Here is a 19,409-nt window from a genome sequence, read left to right as displayed (position 1 = left end):
GTGTTCCCCTAACCGAGGGTGACCAAGCATGCAAGAAAGCGTGATGCAGCGCATGTGGAACAGCGCCTACCTTTCAGGTGGAAACGCTGCCTATGTGGAAGAGCTTTATGAGCTCTACCTGCACGACCCTAACGCTGTGCCAGAAGAGTGGCGCACCTACTTTCAGAAGCTGCCAGCCGACGGCAGCTCTGCCACCGATGTTTCGCACTCCACGATTCGCGATCATTTCGTGCTGCTGGCAAAGAACCAGCGCCGCGCCCAGCCGGTTTCCGCCGGCAGCGTGAGCAGTGAGCACGAGAAGAAGCAAGTTGAAGTGCTGCGATTGATCCAGGCCTACCGTATGCGAGGCCACCAGGCAGCCCAGCTTGACCCGCTGGGGCTGTGGCAGCGTCCTGCACCGGCAGACCTGTCGATCAATCACTACGGCTTGACCAATGCCGATCTTGATACGACCTTCCGTGCCGGCGACCTGTTCATCGGCAAGGAGGAGGCGAGCCTACGCGAAATTCACGAAGCGTTGCAGCAGACATATTGCCGCACCATCGGCGCTGAATTTACGCACATCACCGATTCCGAGCAGCGCCAGTGGTTCCAGCAGCGTCTGGAAAGCGTACGCGGCCGTCCGACCTATTCCGCCGACATCAAGAGCCACCTGCTCGAGCGCGTCACCGCCGGCGAAGGCCTGGAGAAGTACCTGGGCACCAAGTACCCGGGCACCAAGCGTTTCGGTCTGGAAGGCGGCGAAAGCCTGATCCCGATGCTCGACGAGCTGATCCAGCGCTCCGGTTCCTACGGCACCAAGGAAGTCGTGATCGGCATGGCCCACCGCGGCCGTCTGAACGTGCTGGTCAACACCTTCGGCAAGAACCCGCGCGAGCTGTTCGACGAGTTCGAAGGCAAGAAGAAGGTCGAGCTGGGCTCCGGCGACGTGAAGTACCACCAGGGCTTCTCGTCCAACGTAATGACCTCCGGTGGCGAAGTCCACCTGGCGATGGCGTTCAACCCGTCCCACCTGGAAATCGTTTCCCCGGTGGTCGAGGGTTCCGTACGCGCCCGTCAGGACCGCCGCAACGACCCGACCGGCGAGAAGGTACTGCCGATCTCCATCCACGGTGACGCTGCGTTCGCAGGTCAGGGCGTGGTCATGGAAACCTTCCAGATGTCGCAGACCCGCGGTTTCAAGACCGGCGGCACCGTGCACATCGTGATCAACAACCAGGTCGGCTTCACCATCAGCAACCCGCTGGACTCGCGTTCCACCGAGTACGCCACCGACGTTGCGAAGATGATCCAGGCGCCGATCCTTCACGTGAACGGCGACGATCCGGAAGCCGTGCTGTTCGTGACCCAGCTGGCCATCGACTACCGCATGCAGTTCAAGCGCGACGTGGTGATCGACCTGGTCTGCTACCGTCGCCGCGGCCACAACGAAGCCGACGAGCCGAGCGGCACCCAGCCTCTGATGTATCAGCAGATCACCAAGCAGCGCACCACCCGTGAGCTGTACGCCGATCGCCTGACCCAGAGCGGTGTGCTCGACGCCGAGCGCGTCCAGGCCAAGGTCGACGAGTACCGCAACGCGCTGGACAACGGCCTGCACGTGGTGAAGTCGCTGGTCAAGGAGCCGAACAAAGAGCTGTTCGTCGACTGGCGTCCGTACCTGGGCCACGCCTGGACCGCGCGTCACGACACCCGCTTCGATCTGAAGACCCTGCAGGAACTGTCCGCCAAGCTGCTGGAGATCCCGGAAGGCTTCGTGGTTCAGCGTCAGGTCGCCAAGATCTACGAAGACCGTCAGAAGATGCAAGCCGGCGGCCTGCCGATCAACTGGGGCTACGCCGAAACCATGGCGTACGCGACCCTGGCGTTCGAAGGTCACCCGATCCGCATGACTGGTCAGGACATCGGCCGCGGCACGTTCTCGCACCGCCACGCCGTCCTGCACAACCAGAAGGATGCCGGCACCTACGTTCCGCTCAAGCATCTGTTCGAAGGTCAGCCGCGTTTCGAGCTGTACGACTCGTTCCTGTCGGAAGAGGCCGTGCTGGCGTTCGAATACGGCTACTCGACCACCACGCCGAACGCGCTGGTGATATGGGAAGCCCAGTTCGGCGACTTCGCCAACGGTGCGCAGGTCGTGATCGACCAGTTCATCACCAGCGGCGAGCACAAGTGGGGCCGCCTGTGCGGTCTGACCATGCTGCTGCCGCACGGCTACGAAGGCCAAGGCCCCGAGCACTCCTCGGCACGCCTTGAGCGTTACCTGCAGCTGTGCGCCGAGCACAACATCCAGGTGTGCATGCCGACCACCCCGGCCCAGATCTACCACCTCCTGCGTCGCCAGGTGATCCGCCCGCTGCGCAAGCCGCTGGTGGTCCTGACGCCGAAGTCGCTGCTGCGCCACAAGCTGGCCATCTCGACCCTGGAAGATCTGGCCGAAGGCTCGTTCCAGACCGTTATCCCGGAAATCGATGCACTGGATCCGAAAAAGGTCGAGCGCGTTGTCCTGTGCAGCGGCAAGGTCTACTACGACCTGCTGGAAAAACGCCGTGCCGAAGGTCGTGAAGATATCGCCATCGTGCGTATCGAGCAGCTGTACCCGTTCCCTGAGGACGACCTGAAGGAAGTCCTGGCGCCTTACACCAACGTGAAACATGCCGTTTGGTGTCAGGAAGAGCCTATGAACCAGGGCGCCTGGTACTGCAGCCAGCACCACCTGCGTCGCAGCGTCGGCAACCTCAACAAGTCTCTCGTACTCGAGTACGCGGGCCGTGAGGCATCTGCCGCACCTGCATGCGGTTACGCATCGATGCACGCCGAGCAGCAGGAACAACTGCTGCAAGACGCGTTTACCGTTTAACGCCTTCGCGCACCTGAAACCGAATTTAAGGAACCACAGACAATGGCTATCGAGATCAAAGCCCCCACTTTCCCGGAATCGGTCGCCGACGGCACCGTTGCCACCTGGCACAAGCAACCGGGCGACGCCGTCAAGCGTGACGAACTGATCGTCGACATCGAGACCGACAAGGTCGTGCTGGAAGTGCTGGCCACCGCCGACGGCGTGCTGGGCGCAATCGTCAAGAACGAAGGCGACACCGTTCTGTCCGACGAAGTGCTGGGCTCCATCGTTGAAGGCGGCGCTGCCGCCGCCGCTCCTGCTGCCGCTGCTGCTCCGGCCGCCGCTGCCGCTGCCCCGGCTGCCGCCGACGGCGAAGACGACCCGATCGCTGCACCGGCCGCACGCAAGCTGGCTGAAGAGAACGGCATCAACATCGCTTCCGTTGCCGGCACCGGCAAGGGCGGTCGCGTGACCAAGGAAGACGTGGTGGCTGCCGTTGCCGCCAAGAAGGCCGCTCCGGCCGCCGCACCTGCCAAGGCTGCCGCACCTGCCGCCGCCGCTCCGGTGTTCGCTGCCGGCGACCGCGTCGAGAAGCGCGTTCCGATGACCCGCCTGCGAGCCAAGGTCGCCGAGCGTCTGGTCGAAGCCCAGTCGAACATGGCGATGCTGACCACCTTCAACGAAGTCGACATGACCGAAGTCATGGCCCTGCGTTCGAAGTACAAGGATCTGTTCGAGAAGTCCCACAACGGCGTGCGCCTGGGCTTCATGTCGTTCTTCGTGAAAGCCGCCACCGAAGCCCTGAAGCGCTTCCCGGCCGTGAACGCGTCGATCGACGGTTCGGACATCGTCTACCACGGTTATGCCGACATCGGTGTCGCCGTTTCCAGCGACCGTGGCCTGGTGGTGCCGGTCCTGCGCAACGCCGAACTGATGAGCCTGGCTGAAATCGAAGGCGGCATCGCCACCTTCGGCAAGAAAGCCCGTGACGGCAAACTGTCGATGGAAGAGATGACCGGCGGTACCTTCACCATCACCAACGGTGGTACCTTCGGTTCGATGATGTCGACCCCGATCGTCAACCCGCCGCAGGCCGCGATCCTGGGCATGCACAACATCATCCAGCGTCCTATGGCCGTCAACGGTCAGGTCGTGATCCGTCCGATGATGTACCTGGCGCTGTCCTACGATCACCGTCTGATCGATGGCAAAGAAGCTGTGACCTTCCTGGTGACCATCAAGAACCTGCTGGAAGATCCGGCTCGTCTGTTGCTGGATATCTGATAGAAGCAGTCACGCGCTGCAGGCTTCAGGCTGCGAGAAAACGCAGCTTGGCTTGCGGCGCGCGGCTTGAAGCTTTTCGCTCAAGAGGATTTTTTGAATGTCGCAGAAATTTGACGTAGTAGTGATCGGCGCGGGCCCTGGCGGCTACGTGGCTGCCATCAAGGCCGCACAGCTGGGCCTCACCACTGCCTGCATCGAGAAGTACACCGATGGCGAAGGCAAGCTGGCCCTGGGCGGCACCTGCCTGAACGTAGGCTGCATTCCTTCCAAGGCGCTGCTGGACAGCTCCTGGAAATACAAGGAAGCGAAAGAGAGCTTCAACGTCCACGGCATCTCCACCGGCGAAGTCAAGATGGACGTCGCCGCGATGGTCGGCCGCAAGGCCGGCATCGTCAAGAACCTGACCGGCGGTGTTGCCACCCTGTTCAAGGCCAACGGCGTCACTTCGATCCAGGGCCACGGCAAACTGCTGGCCGGCAAGAAAGTCGAAGTCACCAAGCCTGACGGTTCGGTGGAAGTCATCGAAGCCGAGAACGTGATCCTGGCTTCAGGCTCCCGTCCGATCGACATTCCGCCGGCTCCGGTCGACCAGAAAGTCATCGTCGACTCCACCGGCGCCCTGGAATTCCAGACCGTGCCTAAGCGTCTGGGCGTGATCGGCGCCGGCGTGATCGGCCTGGAACTGGGTTCGGTCTGGTCGCGTCTGGGCGCTGAAGTCACCGTCCTGGAAGCCCTGGACACCTTCCTGATGGCCGCGGACACCGCCGTTTCCAAGGAAGCGCTGAAGACCCTGACCAAACAGGGCCTGGACATCAAGCTGGGCGCCCGCGTGACCGGCTCCAAAGTGACCGGCGACGAAGTCGTCGTGAACTACACCGACGCCAACGGCGAACAGTCCATCACCTTCGACAAGCTGATCGTAGCCGTCGGTCGCCGTCCGGTGACCACCGATCTGCTGGCCGCCGACAGCGGCGTGACCATCGACGAGCGTGGCTTCATCTTCGTTGACGACCACTGCGCGACCAGCGTGCCGGGCGTTTACGCCATCGGCGACGTGGTTCGTGGCATGATGCTGGCGCACAAGGCGTCGGAAGAGGGCATCATGGTCGTCGAGCGCATCAAGGGCCACAAGGCTCAGATGAACTATGACCTGATCCCTTCGGTTATTTATACTCACCCGGAAATCGCGTGGGTCGGCAAGACCGAACAGGCCTTGAAAGCCGAAGGCGTTGAAGTTAACGTCGGCACCTTCCCGTTCGCGGCCTCCGGCCGTGCCATGGCGGCCAACGACACCGGCGGTTTCGTCAAGGTCATCGCCGACGCCAAGACCGACCGCGTCCTGGGCGTGCACGTGATCGGCCCGAGCGCTGCCGAACTGGTTCAGCAGGGCGCGATCGGCATGGAATTCGGCACCAGCGCTGAAGACCTGGGCATGATGGTATTCTCCCATCCGACCCTGTCCGAAGCCTTGCACGAAGCTGCTTTGGCCGTGAATGGCGGCGCCATCCACGTGGCCAACCGCAAGAAGCGTTAAGACACAATAAGAAACCACGGCGGTATCGGCCCGTCGTGAGCCTTGCGTGCAAGACTCACCGCGGAATGTCCGCTGGACGCAGTCTTGCGTAGCTGCACCGGGTATCCGGAAAGGCTGCGCAAGCAGCAGTCACAGGTGGCGCGGCACTCATAAAGAGCGCAGCGCCGAATGCGCAGTACCTAACGAAGACGGTAAAAAGCATGAATCTTCACGAGTATCAGGGTAAGCAGCTGTTCGCTGAGTACGGCCTGCCAGTATCCAAAGGCTACGCGGTAGACACCCCGGAAGAAGCGGCAGAAGCTTGCGACAAGATCGGCGGCAACGAGTGGGTCGTCAAAGCCCAGGTTCACGCCGGTGGTCGCGGTAAAGCGGGCGGCGTCAAGCTGGTTCGCAGCAAAGAAGACGCCAAGGCCTTCGCACAGCAGTGGCTGGGCAAGCGTCTGGTGACCTACCAGACTGACGCCAACGGTCAGCCGGTCACCAAGATCCTGGTTGAATCGTGCACTGATATCGCTAAAGAGCTGTACCTGGGCGCTGTCGTTGACCGTTCGAGCCGCCGCATCGTGTTCATGGCTTCCACCGAAGGTGGCGTGGACATCGAGAAGATCGCTCACGACACTCCAGAAAAAATCCTGAAGGCCACCATCGATCCGCTGGTCGGCGCTCAGCCGTTCCAAGGCCGCGAGCTGGCGTTCCAGCTGGGTCTGGAAGGCAAGCAAGTTGCCCAGTTCGCCAAGATCTTCACCGGTCTGGCCAAGCTGTTCAAGGATCACGACCTGGCCCTGCTGGAAGTGAACCCGCTGGTGATCAAGGCCGACGGCGACCTGCACTGCCTGGACGCCAAGATCAACATCGACGCCAACGCAATGTACCGTCAGCCTAAGCTGAAGACCTTCCACGATCCGTCGCAAGACGATCCGCGCGAAGCGCACGCCGCCAAGTTCGAACTGAACTACGTGGCCCTGGAAGGCAACATCGGCTGCATGGTCAACGGTGCCGGCCTGGCCATGGGTACCATGGACATCGTCAACCTGCACGGCGGCAAGCCAGCCAACTTCCTCGACGTAGGTGGCGGCGCGACCAAAGAGCGCGTGACCGAAGCGTTCAAGATCATCCTGTCCGACAGCAACGTCGCTGCAGTGCTGGTCAACATCTTCGGCGGCATCGTTCGCTGCGACATGATCGCCGAAGGCATCATCGGCGCCGTGAAAGAAGTCGGCGTGAAAATCCCGGTTGTTGTTCGTCTTGAAGGCAACAACGCTGAACTGGGCGCTAAAGTACTGGCAGAAAGCGGTTTGAACATCATCGCTGCTACCAGCCTGACCGACGCTGCTCAACAAGTCGTTAAAGCTGCGGAGGGCAAGTAATGAGCGTCCTGATCAATAAAGACACCAAAGTAATCTGCCAGGGCTTCACCGGCGCGCAGGGTACTTTCCACTCCGAACAAGCCATTGCCTACGGCACCAAGATGGTTGGCGGCGTGACTCCAGGCAAAGGTGGCACCACTCACCTGAACCTGCCTGTGTTCAACACCGTGAAAGAAGCTGTAGAAGCCACCGGCGCCACCGCCAGCGTGATCTACGTTCCGGCTCCTTTCTGCAAGGACTCGATCCTGGAAGCGGCTTTCGGCGGCATCAAGCTGATCGTCTGCATCACCGAAGGCATTCCTACCCTGGACATGCTGGACGCTAAAGTTAAGTGCGACGAGCTGGGTGTTACCCTGATCGGCCCTAACTGCCCAGGCGTGATCACTCCGGGCGAGTGCAAGATCGGCATCATGCCTGGTCACATCCACTTGCCAGGCAAGGTCGGTATCGTTTCCCGTTCCGGCACCCTGACCTACGAAGCTGTGAAGCAGACCACCGACGCCGGTTTCGGCCAGTCGACCTGCGTCGGCATCGGCGGTGACCCGATCCCGGGCTCCAACTTCATCGACATCCTGAAGCTGTTCCAGGAAGACCCGAAGACCGAGGCGATCGTGATGATCGGCGAGATCGGCGGTTCGGCTGAAGAAGAAGCGGCTGCCTACATCAAGGCCAACGTGACCAAGCCGGTTGTTTCCTACATCGCTGGTGTGACTGCTCCTCCGGGCAAGCGCATGGGCCATGCTGGCGCAATCATCTCCGGCGGCAAAGGCACTGCAGACGAGAAATTCGCTGCGCTGCAAGACGCAGGTGTGAAAACCGTGCGTTCGCTGGCGGACATCGGCAAGGCCCTGGCCGAGCTGACTGGCTGGGAAGTGAAGAAGTAAGCTTCGGCTGACCTTCTAGCTCCAGCAAACAAAGGCCACCTTCGGGTGGCCTTTGTCGTTGTGGGGATCCGGATCGACTCTGGGGCCTGAGAAGACGCCGGTTGGGCGCATTTCAATTCGTCAGCGTGATGGCGATTTATAAGCATCTGTCCAATTACATGCAAAAACGCGACACAGAAACGTCGCGTATCGGATAGTTCGCCCTCAAACAGTGCGTTTGTCAGACAAATTCGTTAGGCTAGCAGCCATTTTTGCGTCTGCCGCCCACAAGGCATGCAACGCGCTAAACGGGTCAGTCTCATACGGACTGACAGCATTTCCCTCACCCAACAGGGAAATCCCTCTCTAAATTCCGATTCAGTAGTGTGGTATTTCCTTGATGAAAATTTTGAAAGGCCAGGACATCCTGGCACTTGGCTTCATGACATTTGCCCTGTTCGTCGGGGCCGGCAACATCATTTTCCCGCCTATCGTCGGCCTGCAGTCCGGACCCAACGTCTGGATGGCGGCGCTGGGCTTCCTGATCACGGCAGTCGGCCTGCCGGTGATCACCGTCGTGGCGCTGGCCAAGGTCGGCGGGGCGATGGATTCCTTGAGCAGCCCGATCGGCAAGATCGCCGGCGGACTGCTGGCGGCGGCCTGCTACCTGGCGGTGGGCCCGCTGTTCGCGACCCCGCGCACCGCGACCGTGTCCTTTGAAGTGGGCCTGGCGCCGTTGACCGGCGAGAGCCCGCTGGCGCTGTTCCTCTACAGCTCCGTCTACTTCCTGCTGGTGTTCTTCATTTCGCTCTATCCGGGCCGCCTGCTGGACACCGTGGGGCGCTTCCTGGCGCCGCTGAAGATCATCGCCCTGGCGGTGCTCGGCATCGCCGCGTTCGCGCTGCCGGCCGGCGACATCGGCCAGGCGACGCCTGAATACGTCGCGGCGCCGTTCTCCCAAGGGTTCATCAACGGTTACCTGACCATGGATACCCTCGGCGCGCTGGTGTTCGGCATCGTCATCGTCAATGCGATCCGTTCGCGCGGCGTCGAGTCGCCGGCGCTGATCACCCGCTACGCGGTGATCGCCGGTCTGATCGCCGGCGTCGGTTTGGCGCTGGTGTACGTCAGCCTGTTCCGCCTCGGTTCCGGCAGCCATGAAGTCGCGGCTGGCGCCACCAACGGCGCGGCGGTGCTGCATGCCTATGTGCAACACACCTTCGGTTCGCTGGGCAGCGGCTTCCTCGCGGTGCTGATCTCCCTGGCGTGCCTGGTGACCGCCGTGGGCCTGACCTGCGCCTGCGCCGAGTACTTCAGCCGCGTCGTGCCGCTGTCCTACAAGACCCTGGTGATTATCCTGGCGGCGTTCTCGCTGCTGGTGTCCAACCTGGGCCTGACCAAGCTGATCGCGTTCTCGATCCCGGTGCTGACCGCCATCTACCCGCCGTGCATCGTGCTGGTGGCCCTGAGCTTCTGCAAAGATTTCTGGCATGAGCACGGCCGCATCCTGGGTCCTGTGATGCTGGTGTCGTTCCTGTTCGGCACCATCGACGCGCTCAAGGGCGCCGGCCTGGCCGACTGGATGCCGTCGCAGCTGGCGCACCTGCCGCTGAGCGAGCAAGGCCTGGCGTGGCTGGTGCCGTGCGTGATGACGCTGGTGGTCGCCGTGGTGTGCGACCGTCTGCTGGGCAAGCGCAGCGAAGCGATCGCCTGACGCTGACCGGCCCGCCAAAAGCGGGCCTTGAGCGATTAAACAGAAATGCCCCGCATCAAAAGATGCGGGGCATTTTTTATGGGCGTGAGGCCGTGTCTTTTTCCTTGAGCTAACGTCGAAGCACTGCAACGCATTCCTGCGGGAACCTGCCGGCAGGCCGGCTCCCGCCGGAAACCGGTACTGCGCTCATACTCCACAGGGAATTGCATGTCGTTCATCCAAGCCAACCTGATCCACCTGCTCGCCGCGCTCTGGTTCGTCATCTGCTGGGGCGGCTATACCCGCTACGCCACCTGGAAGGGCCGCGACACCGCGTGCCTGGCCAGCGTCCTGCATCTTTACCGCGAAGACTGGATGCGCCGCATGCTGCTGCGCGACAACCGCATCGCCGACGCCAGCGTGATCGGCAACCTGGAGCGCAACGCGTCGTTCTTCGCCTCCAGCACCCTGATCATCTTGGCCGGCATCCTCACCGTGCTCGGCGCGTCCGAGCGTGCGGTGTCGCTGTTGGCGGACATCCCGATGGTGCAGCAGGCGTCCCAGGGCATGTCGGAAATCAAGCTGCTGTGCCTGGCGCTGGTGTTCGTCTATGCCTTCTTCACCTTCAGCTGGTGCATGCGCCAGTACAACTTCGCCGCGGTGCTGGTCGGCTCGGCGCCGATGATCGGCGAGCGGCAGGTGTCGGAGCAGGAGCGCAAGGCGTTCGCCTCGCGGGCGGCGCGGGTGATTTCGATGGCGGCGAACCAGTTCAACTTCGGGCTGCGCTCTTACTACTTCGGCATGAGCATGCTGGCCTGGTTCGTCAGCCCATGGCTGTTCATGTTGATGAGCGCCGGTGTGGTGCTGGTGCTGTATCGCCGGGAGTTTCACTCGGACGTCCTCGACGTGATGGTCTATACCCCTACAGAGGCACCATCGCCCGAGGCAACCAAAGAGGCCGCTTGATGAGTATTCCGTTCTGGTGTGTGTTTATCAGTGCGCTGCTGATTTATGTGGCGCGCATGCCGGTGGCCAAGGCCATGAAGGAGCAGGGCGGCTACGACAACCACCAGCCGCGCCGTCAGCAGGCGCAGTTGACCGGGCTCGGCGCCCGGGCGCTGGCGGCCCACCAGAACAGCATCGAGGCATTCATGCTGTTTGCGGTGGGGGTGCTGATGGCGCACACCACGCAAACGGCCGGATGGCTGATCGATACGCTGGCGATCGTCTTCGTGATCGCCCGAGTGGTTTACTTGTTGTGTTATTGGGCCGATCTGGCCTGGCAGCGCAGTCTGGTCTGGGTGATCGGTTTAGTGTGTTCCTTGTTGCTGATGATCAGTCCGACATTCAGGACAGTTTTGCTCTAACAAGGCACTTCGGCGTATGGCCGGAACATGACAGGCAAAAGAAAACCCGCACTTGGCGGGTTTTCTTTATTGCGGCGAAGAGCAGGTCATTGCTTCTTGGCGGCTTCGTCTGCGGCGGCTGCGTTCGATTCAGCCTGATCTTTGGCGGCTTCGGCGTTTTCTTTTGCCGCTTCGTTCACTTTATCCTGAGCTTCATTCATTTTCTGCTGAGCTTGTTCAGCGTGTTGGTTGGCATCTTGAGCTTTGTCCTCGGATTTTTTATCGCAGGCGGCGAGACCGAGGGAAGCGGTCAACATCAAGGCAATAGCTAAAGTCTTACGCATGGGGTGTTTCTCCTGGTGGAAAAGAACTACTGGCCTTAAGAACGCGCTGCCCATGGTTAAGTTCCTCATTTCTCACAGATATATAAGTTTGTTATGAGAAGGAACTTTTCCTGTTCTTTCCAATACTGGCGACAGGCACTGACGAGAGCATTTATCCATGGGCGAAAACCCCGTTTTCGAGCGAGCGACAAGATTTCTCTCGGCGCTGCGCCACTGCCAGGTATTGGGGCTGCGCGTGCACAGCGCCGACAGCGAAGGCCTGACCGTGGTCTTGCCGTACAGCGCAAGCATCGTCGGCAACCCGCAGACCGGCGTCATCCATGGCGGTGCCCTGACATCGCTGATGGACACCGCGTGCGGCATGGCCACGCTGTGCGTGCTGCCGGAATTCGAAGTGTGTCCGACCCTCGACCTGCGGATCGACTACATGCACGCCGCGCAGCCGCACAAGGATGTCTATGGTTTTGCGCAATGCTACCGGGTCACCACGGACGTGATCTTCGCCCGGGGCTTCGCCTACCAGGACGACCCGCAGCAGCCGATCGCCCACGTCGTCGGCACGTTCATGCGCATGGGCAAGGGGCTCAAGGGCACCCAGGGCTTCGGCGGCAAGATCAAGGGGGAGGGGCAATGAGCGACCTCAAGCAACAACTGGAGCAGGCCCACGCGCAGGGCGACTACGCGCCCTTGCTGAAGCTGATCCCGTATGCCGGGCTGATCGGCATCGAATGTTCCCGGGTCGGCGACGAACTGCTGTTCCGGCTGCCGGCCAACAAGGACAACATCGGCAACCCGCTGCTGCCGGCGATCCACGGCGGGGTGATCGCCGGGTTCATGGAACTGGCCGCGGCCCTGCACCTGCTGATCTTCACCGGGGCGCCCGGCGTGCCGAAGATCATCGACTTCTCGCTCGACTATCTGCGCGCCGGGCAGTTTCGCGACACCTGGGCCAAATGTCAGGTCTGCCGCCAGGGCCGGCGGGTGGCGAACGTAGCCGTCACGGCCTGGCAGACCACCGAAGGCGAACCGATCGCCACGGCCCGCGCACACTTCAAGATCGATGACCCCTTGAAATCCTGACGCGCGTCCCCAACTCAGAGAACAACCCGCCGCCGACCGGCAAGGTCGCGGCCAATGCCATCTGATTGGAGTTTGATGACCATGAGTGTGGAAACTCAAAAGGAAACCCTGGGCTTCCAGACCGAGGTAAAGCAGCTGCTGCACCTCATGATCCATTCGCTGTATTCCAACAAGGAAATCTTCCTGCGCGAATTGATCTCGAACGCCTCCGACGCCGTGGACAAGCTGCGCTTCGAAGCGCTGGCCAAGCCTGAGCTGCTCGAAGGCGACGCCGACCTGAAAATCCGTGTGAGCTTCGACAAGGACGCCAAGACCGTCACCCTCGAAGACAACGGCATCGGCATGAACCGCGACGACGTGATCACCCACCTGGGCACCATCGCCAAGTCTGGCACCGCCGATTTCATGAAGAACCTCACCGGCGACCAGAAGAAGGACTCGCACCTGATCGGTCAGTTCGGCGTCGGTTTCTACTCGGCGTTCATCGTCGCCGACAAGGTCGACGTGTACAGCCGCCGTGCCGGCACCGCCGCCAGCGAAGGCGTGCACTGGTCGTCGAAGGGCGAGGGTGACTTCGAAGTCGCCACCCTCGACAAGGCCGAGCGCGGCACCCGCATCGTCCTGCACCTGAAGTCCGGTGAAGACGAGTTCGCCGACGGCTGGCGCCTGCGCAACATCATCAAGAAGTACTCCGACCACATCGCGCTGCCGATCGAGCTGCCGAAAGAGGCTGCCGCCGCCGAAGGCGAAGAGAAGCCGGCGCTGGAGTGGGAAACCGTCAACCGCGCGAGCGCCCTGTGGACCCGTCCCCGTACCGAGATCAAGGACGAGGAATACCAGGAGTTCTACAAGCACATCGCCCACGACTTCGAAAATCCGCTGAGCTGGAGCCACAACAAGGTCGAAGGCAAGCTGGAATACAGCTCGCTGCTGTACGTGCCGGCCCGCGCGCCGTTCGACCTGTACCAGCGTGAAGCGCCCAAGGGCCTGAAGCTGTACGTCCAGCGCGTGTTCGTGATGGATCAGGCCGAATCGTTCCTGCCGCTGTACCTGCGCTTCATCAAGGGCGTGGTCGACTCCAACGACCTGTCGCTGAACGTGTCGCGGGAAATCCTGCAGAAAGACCCGATCATCGATTCGATGAAGTCTGCGCTGACCAAGCGCGTGCTGGACATGCTGGAGAAACTGGCGAAGAACGAGCCTGAGCAATACAAAGGCTTCTGGAAGAACTTCGGTCAGGTCATGAAAGAAGGCCCGGCCGAAGACTTCGCCAACAAGGAAAAGATCGCCGGCCTGCTGCGCTTCGCTTCGACCAACGGCGACGACGAGCAGATCGTCGGCCTGGCCGACTACCTGGCCCGCGCCAAGGAAGGTCAGGACAAGATCTACTACCTCACCGGCGAGTCCTACGCGCAGGTCAAGAACAGCCCGCACCTGGAAGTCTTCCGCAAGAAAGGCATCGAAGTGCTGCTGCTGACCGACCGCATCGACGAGTGGCTGATGAGCTACCTCAGCGAATTCGACGGCAAGGGCTTCGTCGACGTGGCTCGGGGTGACCTGGACCTGGGCAGCCTGGACTCGGAAGAGGACAAGAAGGCCGCGGAAGAAGTCGCCAAGTCGAAGGAAGGCCTGGTCGAGCGCCTCAAGACCGCCCTGGGCGAGTCCGTGGCCGAAGTCCGCGTTTCCCACCGCCTGACCGATTCGCCGGCGATCCTGGCCATCGGCGAACAGGACCTGGGCCTGCAGATGCGCCAGATCCTCGAGGCGAGCGGGCAGAAGGTGCCGGATTCCAAGCCGATCTTCGAATTCAACCCGAACCACCCGTTGATCGAGAAGCTCGACAGCGAGGCCAGCGAGGAACGTTTCGGCGACCTGTCGCACATCCTCTTCGACCAGGCGGCCCTGGCCGCCGGCGACAGCCTGAAAGACCCGGCCGCCTACGTGCGCCGTCTGAACAAGCTGCTGGTCGAGCTGTCGGCTTGACCCCAACCTGAATAAACCCGCTTCGGCGGGTTTTTTCATTCCGGCGTTTAATCATCAGGAGTCAGAAATGAGCCAAATCACTGTGCGTTCCGTGGTCTATCAGATTGACGGCCAGGCCTATGAAGGCCGGTTGGCGTTCGACGCAGAACACAAGGGCACCCGTCCGGGCCTGTTGATGGCACCGAATTGGATGGGTGTCAGTGCCGGGGCCGAAGAGATCGCCAAGTCAGTGGCGGCCAAGGGCTATGTGGTGCTGATCGCCGACGTGTACGGGCAGGCCGTGCGTCCGCAGAACGCCGATCAGGCGGGCGCGGCGATGATGCCGCTGAAGAATGACCGGGCCTTGCTGCGCAAGCGTCTGCAGGTGGCCTTCGAACAATTGCAGAAGCAGGGCGAGGCGGCGGTGGACACCGCGAAACTGGCGGTGTTCGGCTTCTGCTTCGGCGGTTGCTGCGCCCTGGACCTGGCCCGCACCGGCGCGCCGGTGAAGGCGGCGGTGTCGTTCCACGGCACGCTGGATTCGCCGAACCCGGCGGACGCGAACAACATCAAGGGCTCGGTGCTGGTGCTGCACGGGGCGTCCGACCCGCTGGTGCCGAAGGAGCAGTTGCCGGCGTTCGAGGAGGAGATGAACGCGGCGGGCGTGGACTGGCAGTTGCTCAGCTATGGCGGCGCGGTGCACTCGTTCACCGACCCGCACGCCAATGTGCCGGGCAAGATGATGTACGACGCGAAGACCGCTGCGCGGGCGTTCAAGTCGATGCATGACTTGCTGGACGAAGTGTTCAAGGCCTGACCTGGCCTTCAAAACCGGTAGACCGGCTTTCGCAGGGAATTGCAGGTTCGCATCGCAAAGTACTGTGGGAGCCAGCCTGCTGGCGATGAGGCCAGTACCGTCGATGCTTCGGCGCCTGTCCCACCGCCATCGCCGGCAGGCCGGCTCCCCCAGGGGCCTTGCCTGCAAGCGCTCAAGACCTACGGCAATTCGATCCGCTCGGTTTCCCCCTGCACCGTCGGCCAATCCCCGGCCGCCCACTTGCGCCGTGCCTCGTCGATCGCCGCCGGATCGCTGGCGACGAAGTTCCAGTTGATCCGCCGAGGCCCGTCCAGCGGTGCGCCGCCGAACAGCACGGCATGGGTGTCGCTGTCGGCGAACAGGCTCATTTCCTCGCCGGGCGGCAGCACCGCCAAGGCATGGGGCTCCAGACTCTCGCCATTGAGCTGCACATCGCCGCTCAACACGTACACCGCCCGCTCTTCGTGTTCGGTGGGGATCAGCAGCGTGGTCGCGGTCTGCATCTTCAGTTCCGCGTACAGCGTCGGCGACAGCACCGGCACCGGCGATTCAAGGCAGAAGCCTGAGCCGGCGATCATGCGGATCTGCACGCCCAGGCTGTCGCTGACCGGCAGCGTCGCCGCCGGATGATGGCTGTAGTGCCCCGGCCCGTGTTCGCGGTCCTTGGGCGAGGCCAGCCAGATCTGCAGACCATGCATCTTGAAGCTTTGCTCCCACAGCGGCGCAGGCGTGCGCTCGACATGGGCGATGGCGCTGCCGGCGGTCATCCAGCTGACGTCGCCGGCGCTGACCACCTGATCGGAACCCAGGCTGTCCTTGTGCTGGATCTGGCCTTCAAACAGATAGGTGAGGGTCGACAGGCCGATGTGCGGATGCTGGCGGATGTTCATGCCTTTGCCGGCCGGGTAGACGGTCTCGAGCATGTGGTCGAAAAACACGAAAGGCCCGACGCTGCGGCATTTGGCCGACGGCAGCGGGCGCAGGATCGGCTGCCCTTCGACGTCTTCGGCGCGCGGGCGGATGATCAGGGGTTGCTTGTCCATGGTGCGTTCCAGGCTGGGCGGGTGACGCGAGGAGCATAACCCGCCGCGCACCCGGGAGGATCATTGGCTGTCGAAGCCTTGAGGCGCGTGGGTTTCGATGCTGACTTCGCTGGTGGTCATCAGTTTGTGGATCGGGCAGCGGTCGGCGACCCGCAGCAGTTCCTCGCGCTGGGCATCGGTGAGCACGCCCTTGAGGGTGAGGGTGACATGCAGGGCGTACTTGCCTTTCTGCTCCTGGCTGTTGTCGCGTTTGACTTCGACGCCGACGCCGGTCAGCGGAATGTCCTTTTTCTTGGCGTACAGCTTCAGGGTCAGGGCCTTGCAGGCGCCGAGGGCGGCGTCGAAGTAATCGTGCGGCTCGGGAGCGGAGCCTTCGCCGCCGACGCTTGCGGGCGCATCGGTGAACAATTCGTGGTCATCGATCTGGACGGTGTGGCGAAAACCTTCGGCGGAGACGGTATTGACGGTGACAGTCATGGGAACCTCGCAAGCGGTGGGAAAAGCCATTCGATCAAAAAGAACCTCGCAGGTATAGAACATGTGTGCTGAGTCGGCGTTCCACTTTATTGTCGTCGCGTAAGTTGGCGACGACATCGCATGAACCTTCCTATAGTGAACGTGCGGCGAACGGCGCTGAAGTCCGGGTAACCGTCGCTGAATCGTTCATGCCGAGGGTTCGAAGTATCAAGGCCTTTTGATATCACTTTTTCGTCTTACGCAAATTTCCGCCGGGCCGATACCTTCTAAAGCAGCCAGCTGCAGGGTTGATGCAGCGCTTTTGGAAGGAACCAGAGCAATGAGTATCCGTAGCCTCAATATCGCCCCCCGGGCCGGCCTCGGTTTCGGGGTGCTGGCGCTGATGGTGTTTGCGCTCGGGGCGTTCGCCCTGCTGCAGATGTCGAACATGCGCGCCCAGTCCGACGAGGTCGACAACAATTGGCTGCCCAGCGTGATGGCGGTCGGCGAGATGAGCCAGGACATGCTGCGCCTGCGGGCGCTGACCATGCGTCTGCTGCTCAACCGCGACCCGCAGGCGCTGGCGCAGAACGTCGCCAAGCTCAACGAGCTGCGCGGCGTGCTGAGCGAAGCCCAGCAGCGCTACGACGCCTTGATCGTCCTGCGGGAGGAGCGGGCGCTGTTCGACCGGTTCAAGGTCGCCGAGCACAAGTACCTGGAGTTCCAGGCGCAGGTGATGGCGCTGTCCGCCCAGGACAAGGTGGAAGAGGCGGCGGCCATCCTCAATGGCCAGATGAGCCCGTTGGCGGACGACATCGCCGTCACCCTCAGGGAACTGGTCGAGCTGAACAAGCACAACGCCAACCTCGCCACCGAGGCGGCGCGGCTGGTGTTCATCAATTCGCGGGTATGGGTCGGCGTGATGATCGGCATCACCGCGCTGATCACCGTTGCGCTCGCGCTGTTGCTGACCCGCAGTATCGTGCTGCCGCTCTCGCAATCGCTGAACGTCGCGGAGGTGGTGGCCGGGGGCGACCTGACCGGCGACATCAGCGTGTCCGGCAAGGACGAGCCGGCACGGCTGCTGCACGCGCTGCGCAGCATGCAGCACAGCCTGCGCGATACGATCCGGCGCATCTCCGAATCCTCCAGTCAGCTGGCGTCGGCCTCGGAAGAATTGAGTTGCGTGACCGAAGACGCCACCCGCGGCCTGCATCAGCAAAGCCTGGAGATCGAGCAGGCCGCCACGGCGGTGAACCAGATGACGGCGGCCGTCGAGGAGGTGGCCAGCAACGCCGTGGCCACGTCCGAGGCGTCGCGGGAGTCCGACCGGATCGCCCAGCACGGCCGCGAGCAGGTGCAACAGACGGTGTCCTCCATCGAATCCCTGGCCGAGGACGTCACGGCCAATGCGACACAGGTCGAAGACCTGGCCCAGCAGGTCTACAGCATCAGCAAGGTGCTGGATGTGATCCGCTCGATCGCCGAGCAGACCAACCTGCTGGCGCTGAACGCGGCCATCGAGGCAGCCCGCGCAGGCGATGCCGGGCGCGGTTTCGCGGTGGTGGCGGATGAGGTGCGGGCGCTGGCCCATCGCACCCAGCAGTCGACCCAGGAGATCGAGCAGATGATCGGCGGCATTCAGCAGGGCACGGATGCGGCGGTCAGTTCGATGCAGCAAAGCAACCTGCGCGCCCGCTCGACCCTGGAGCTGGCCAAGGCCGCCGGCACGGCGCTGGAGGAGATCGCCTCGGCGTTCACCCGGATCAACGAGCGCAATCTGGTGATCGCCAGCGCGTCGGAGCAGCAGGCGGCGGTGGCGCGGGAGGTCGACCGCAACCTGATGAACATCCGCGACCTGGCGATGCAGACCTCGGCCGGGGCCAACCAGACCAGTGCCGCCAGTCAGGAGCTGTCGCGGCTGGCGGTGGACCTGAACAACATGGTGGCCAAGTTCTCGGTGTGATTCGCCCGGCCCGGCGGGAGCAAGCGCCCTCGCCACAGGTGGAACGCCAGGCAAAGAAAAGCCCCGCATTTGCGGGGCTTTGCGATGGTGCGGCGGGTCAGCTGCCTTTGACGGTCTTGCCGTTGACGGTGCCGTCCTGGAGCATGATGTTGTACTCCTTGCCGTCGGTTTCGACCTGTTGGAGGCGAACCAGCAGGTAATCCCAGTCCTTGGCGAACCAGAGCACGGTGATGCGCTTGCTCTGCGTCGGATCGCGCACGCGTTCGACCTTGATCGCATCGATCTGGCCGGCCTTGGTCTCGACCTTCTCCGAGCCCAACACGCGGAAATCGTAGGTGTCGACTTCGCCGCCGTCGACCACCTGATAACTCATGGTCTTCTTGCCGGCGGCCACGTCATGCTGCAGCGCCAGCTGGTAGGTCGACTTGTCGACCATGCCGCGGTTCAGCGGGATCTTCACCGCGTCGCCACGATCGGTGCCGGTGACGAGCTTGTTGGCCCAGTCGAAGTCCAGGTCAGCCTTTTTCGCCTTGCCCAACCCGCCGCGCTCGAAGTGGTAGGACTGAGGCAGCAGCGTGTCCTTGTCCAGGGTCAGGGTGCTTTCCTCGGACAGGCTGGCGATCATCATCGACGCCTTGAAGCTGAGTTTCCAGGCGCCGTTGGCTTCCTTGGTCAGGCTGCGTTCGGCGGTGCCGCTCATGGGCAACTGCTTCCAGTCGGCGGTGTAGCTGGCGGAGAACGGTTGAAGGTCTGCAGCCTGCGCGAAAGGCAGGGCGAGCAGGGCGCAAGCGAAGAGCAGGGCGCGACGCATA

Annotated in this window: 17 protein-coding genes and 1 pseudogene; 14 read left to right on the top strand and 4 right to left on the bottom strand. The window is 62.4% G+C overall.

Going from position 1 to position 19,409, the window contains the following annotated elements; genetic code table 11:
• Positions 1-28 precede the first annotated feature (28 nt).
• The 8 genes from CAG31_RS01740 to CAG31_RS01705 all read left to right on the top strand — a co-directional run bounded on the left by CAG31_RS01740 (position 29) and on the right by CAG31_RS01705 (position 10,950).
• Entirely contained in the window at positions 29-2,860 is a 2,832-nt protein-coding gene (locus CAG31_RS01740) for a 2-oxoglutarate dehydrogenase E1 component (RefSeq protein ID WP_085577746.1), read from the top strand.
• 42 nt (positions 2,861-2,902) lie between these two features.
• Positions 2,903-4,126: a 2-oxoglutarate dehydrogenase complex dihydrolipoyllysine-residue succinyltransferase gene (gene odhB, locus CAG31_RS01735; protein WP_085577745.1), complete on the top strand. Its 1,224-nt coding sequence runs from the start codon at positions 2,903-2,905 to the stop codon at positions 4,124-4,126.
• A gap of 97 nt (positions 4,127-4,223) precedes the next feature.
• A complete protein-coding gene (gene lpdA, locus CAG31_RS01730) occupies positions 4,224-5,660 on the top strand; it encodes a dihydrolipoyl dehydrogenase (protein ID WP_085577744.1) in 1,437 nt (478 codons plus the stop codon).
• Positions 5,661-5,860: 200 nt separating this feature from the next.
• Complete coding sequence (gene sucC, locus CAG31_RS01725; protein ID WP_085577743.1) at positions 5,861-7,027, top strand: ADP-forming succinate--CoA ligase subunit beta; 1,167 nt, start codon at positions 5,861-5,863, stop codon at positions 7,025-7,027.
• Positions 7,027-7,911, top strand: a complete 885-nt coding sequence (gene sucD, locus CAG31_RS01720) for a succinate--CoA ligase subunit alpha (RefSeq protein ID WP_011333119.1) — start codon at positions 7,027-7,029, stop codon at positions 7,909-7,911. Before sucC ends, sucD begins: the two co-directional genes overlap by 1 nt.
• Before the next feature lie 379 nt (positions 7,912-8,290).
• Positions 8,291-9,604 (top strand): branched-chain amino acid transport system II carrier protein, encoded by a 1,314-nt coding sequence (brnQ, locus tag CAG31_RS01715; RefSeq protein WP_085577742.1) that lies wholly within the window; start codon positions 8,291-8,293, stop codon positions 9,602-9,604.
• A 207-nt stretch (positions 9,605-9,811) separates the two neighbouring features.
• Positions 9,812-10,549: a DUF599 domain-containing protein gene (locus tag CAG31_RS01710; protein ID WP_085577741.1), complete on the top strand. Its 738-nt coding sequence runs from the start codon at positions 9,812-9,814 to the stop codon at positions 10,547-10,549.
• Positions 10,549-10,950, top strand: coding sequence for an MAPEG family protein (locus CAG31_RS01705; protein WP_085577740.1), 402 nt, complete (start codon positions 10,549-10,551; stop codon positions 10,948-10,950). The genes CAG31_RS01710 and CAG31_RS01705 overlap by 1 nt, the downstream gene beginning before the upstream one ends.
• Positions 10,951-11,036: 86 nt before the next feature.
• On the opposite strand, the gene CAG31_RS01700 is transcribed toward CAG31_RS01705, so the two are convergent.
• Complete coding sequence (locus tag CAG31_RS01700; RefSeq protein WP_065260459.1) at positions 11,037-11,273, bottom strand: hypothetical protein; 237 nt, start codon at positions 11,271-11,273, stop codon at positions 11,037-11,039.
• A 157-nt stretch (positions 11,274-11,430) separates the two neighbouring features.
• Between CAG31_RS01700 and CAG31_RS01695 the strand changes: the two genes are divergently transcribed.
• The 4 genes from CAG31_RS01695 to CAG31_RS01680 all read left to right on the top strand — a co-directional run bounded on the left by CAG31_RS01695 (position 11,431) and on the right by CAG31_RS01680 (position 15,132).
• A complete protein-coding gene (locus tag CAG31_RS01695; RefSeq protein WP_085577739.1) occupies positions 11,431-11,907 on the top strand; it encodes a PaaI family thioesterase in 477 nt (158 codons plus the stop codon).
• Positions 11,904-12,353 carry a PaaI family thioesterase gene (locus tag CAG31_RS01690; RefSeq protein WP_085577738.1) on the top strand — a complete coding sequence of 150 codons (450 nt, stop codon included), beginning with the start codon at positions 11,904-11,906 and terminating at the stop codon, positions 12,351-12,353. Before CAG31_RS01695 ends, CAG31_RS01690 begins: the two co-directional genes overlap by 4 nt.
• Positions 12,354-12,434: 81 nt before the next feature.
• A complete protein-coding gene (htpG, locus tag CAG31_RS01685; RefSeq protein ID WP_085577886.1) occupies positions 12,435-14,336 on the top strand; it encodes a molecular chaperone HtpG in 1,902 nt (633 codons plus the stop codon).
• Between the two features lie 67 nt (positions 14,337-14,403).
• Positions 14,404-15,132 carry a dienelactone hydrolase family protein gene (locus tag CAG31_RS01680; RefSeq protein WP_085577737.1) on the top strand — a complete coding sequence of 243 codons (729 nt, stop codon included), beginning with the start codon at positions 14,404-14,406 and terminating at the stop codon, positions 15,130-15,132.
• Between the two features lie 179 nt (positions 15,133-15,311).
• Here the strand turns inward: CAG31_RS01680 and CAG31_RS01675 are convergent, their stop codons facing one another.
• Positions 15,312-16,175 carry a pirin family protein gene (locus tag CAG31_RS01675; protein ID WP_085577736.1) on the bottom strand — a complete coding sequence of 288 codons (864 nt, stop codon included), beginning with the start codon at positions 16,173-16,175 and terminating at the stop codon, positions 15,312-15,314.
• 60 nt (positions 16,176-16,235) lie between these two features.
• A complete protein-coding gene (locus CAG31_RS01670) occupies positions 16,236-16,652 on the bottom strand; it encodes an OsmC family protein (protein ID WP_085577735.1) in 417 nt (138 codons plus the stop codon).
• Positions 16,653-16,971: 319 nt separating this feature from the next.
• Here CAG31_RS01670 and CAG31_RS28890 point away from each other — a divergent pair.
• Positions 16,972-17,694: pseudogene (locus CAG31_RS28890) on the top strand (MCP four helix bundle domain-containing protein); the annotation flags it as partial.
• Positions 17,695-17,733: 39 nt separating this feature from the next.
• Positions 17,734-18,597, top strand: coding sequence for a methyl-accepting chemotaxis protein (locus tag CAG31_RS28885; RefSeq protein WP_371856084.1), 864 nt, complete (start codon positions 17,734-17,736; stop codon positions 18,595-18,597).
• Positions 18,598-18,694: 97 nt separating this feature from the next.
• On the opposite strand, the gene CAG31_RS01660 is transcribed toward CAG31_RS28885, so the two are convergent.
• The gene (locus CAG31_RS01660) at positions 18,695-19,408 is read right to left on the bottom strand and encodes a DUF3108 domain-containing protein (protein ID WP_085577733.1); all 714 of its coding nucleotides are present in this window, start codon (positions 19,406-19,408) and stop codon (positions 18,695-18,697) included.
• Position 19,409 lies beyond the last annotated feature (1 nt).

The sequence above is a fragment of the Pseudomonas sp. R25(2017) genome, assembly GCF_002112565.1.
Taxonomy (GTDB): domain Bacteria; phylum Pseudomonadota; class Gammaproteobacteria; order Pseudomonadales; family Pseudomonadaceae; genus Aquipseudomonas; species Aquipseudomonas ekonensis.
Note: the sequence above shows the minus strand (reverse complement) of the source record. Positions and strands in the feature narration are given on the sequence as shown.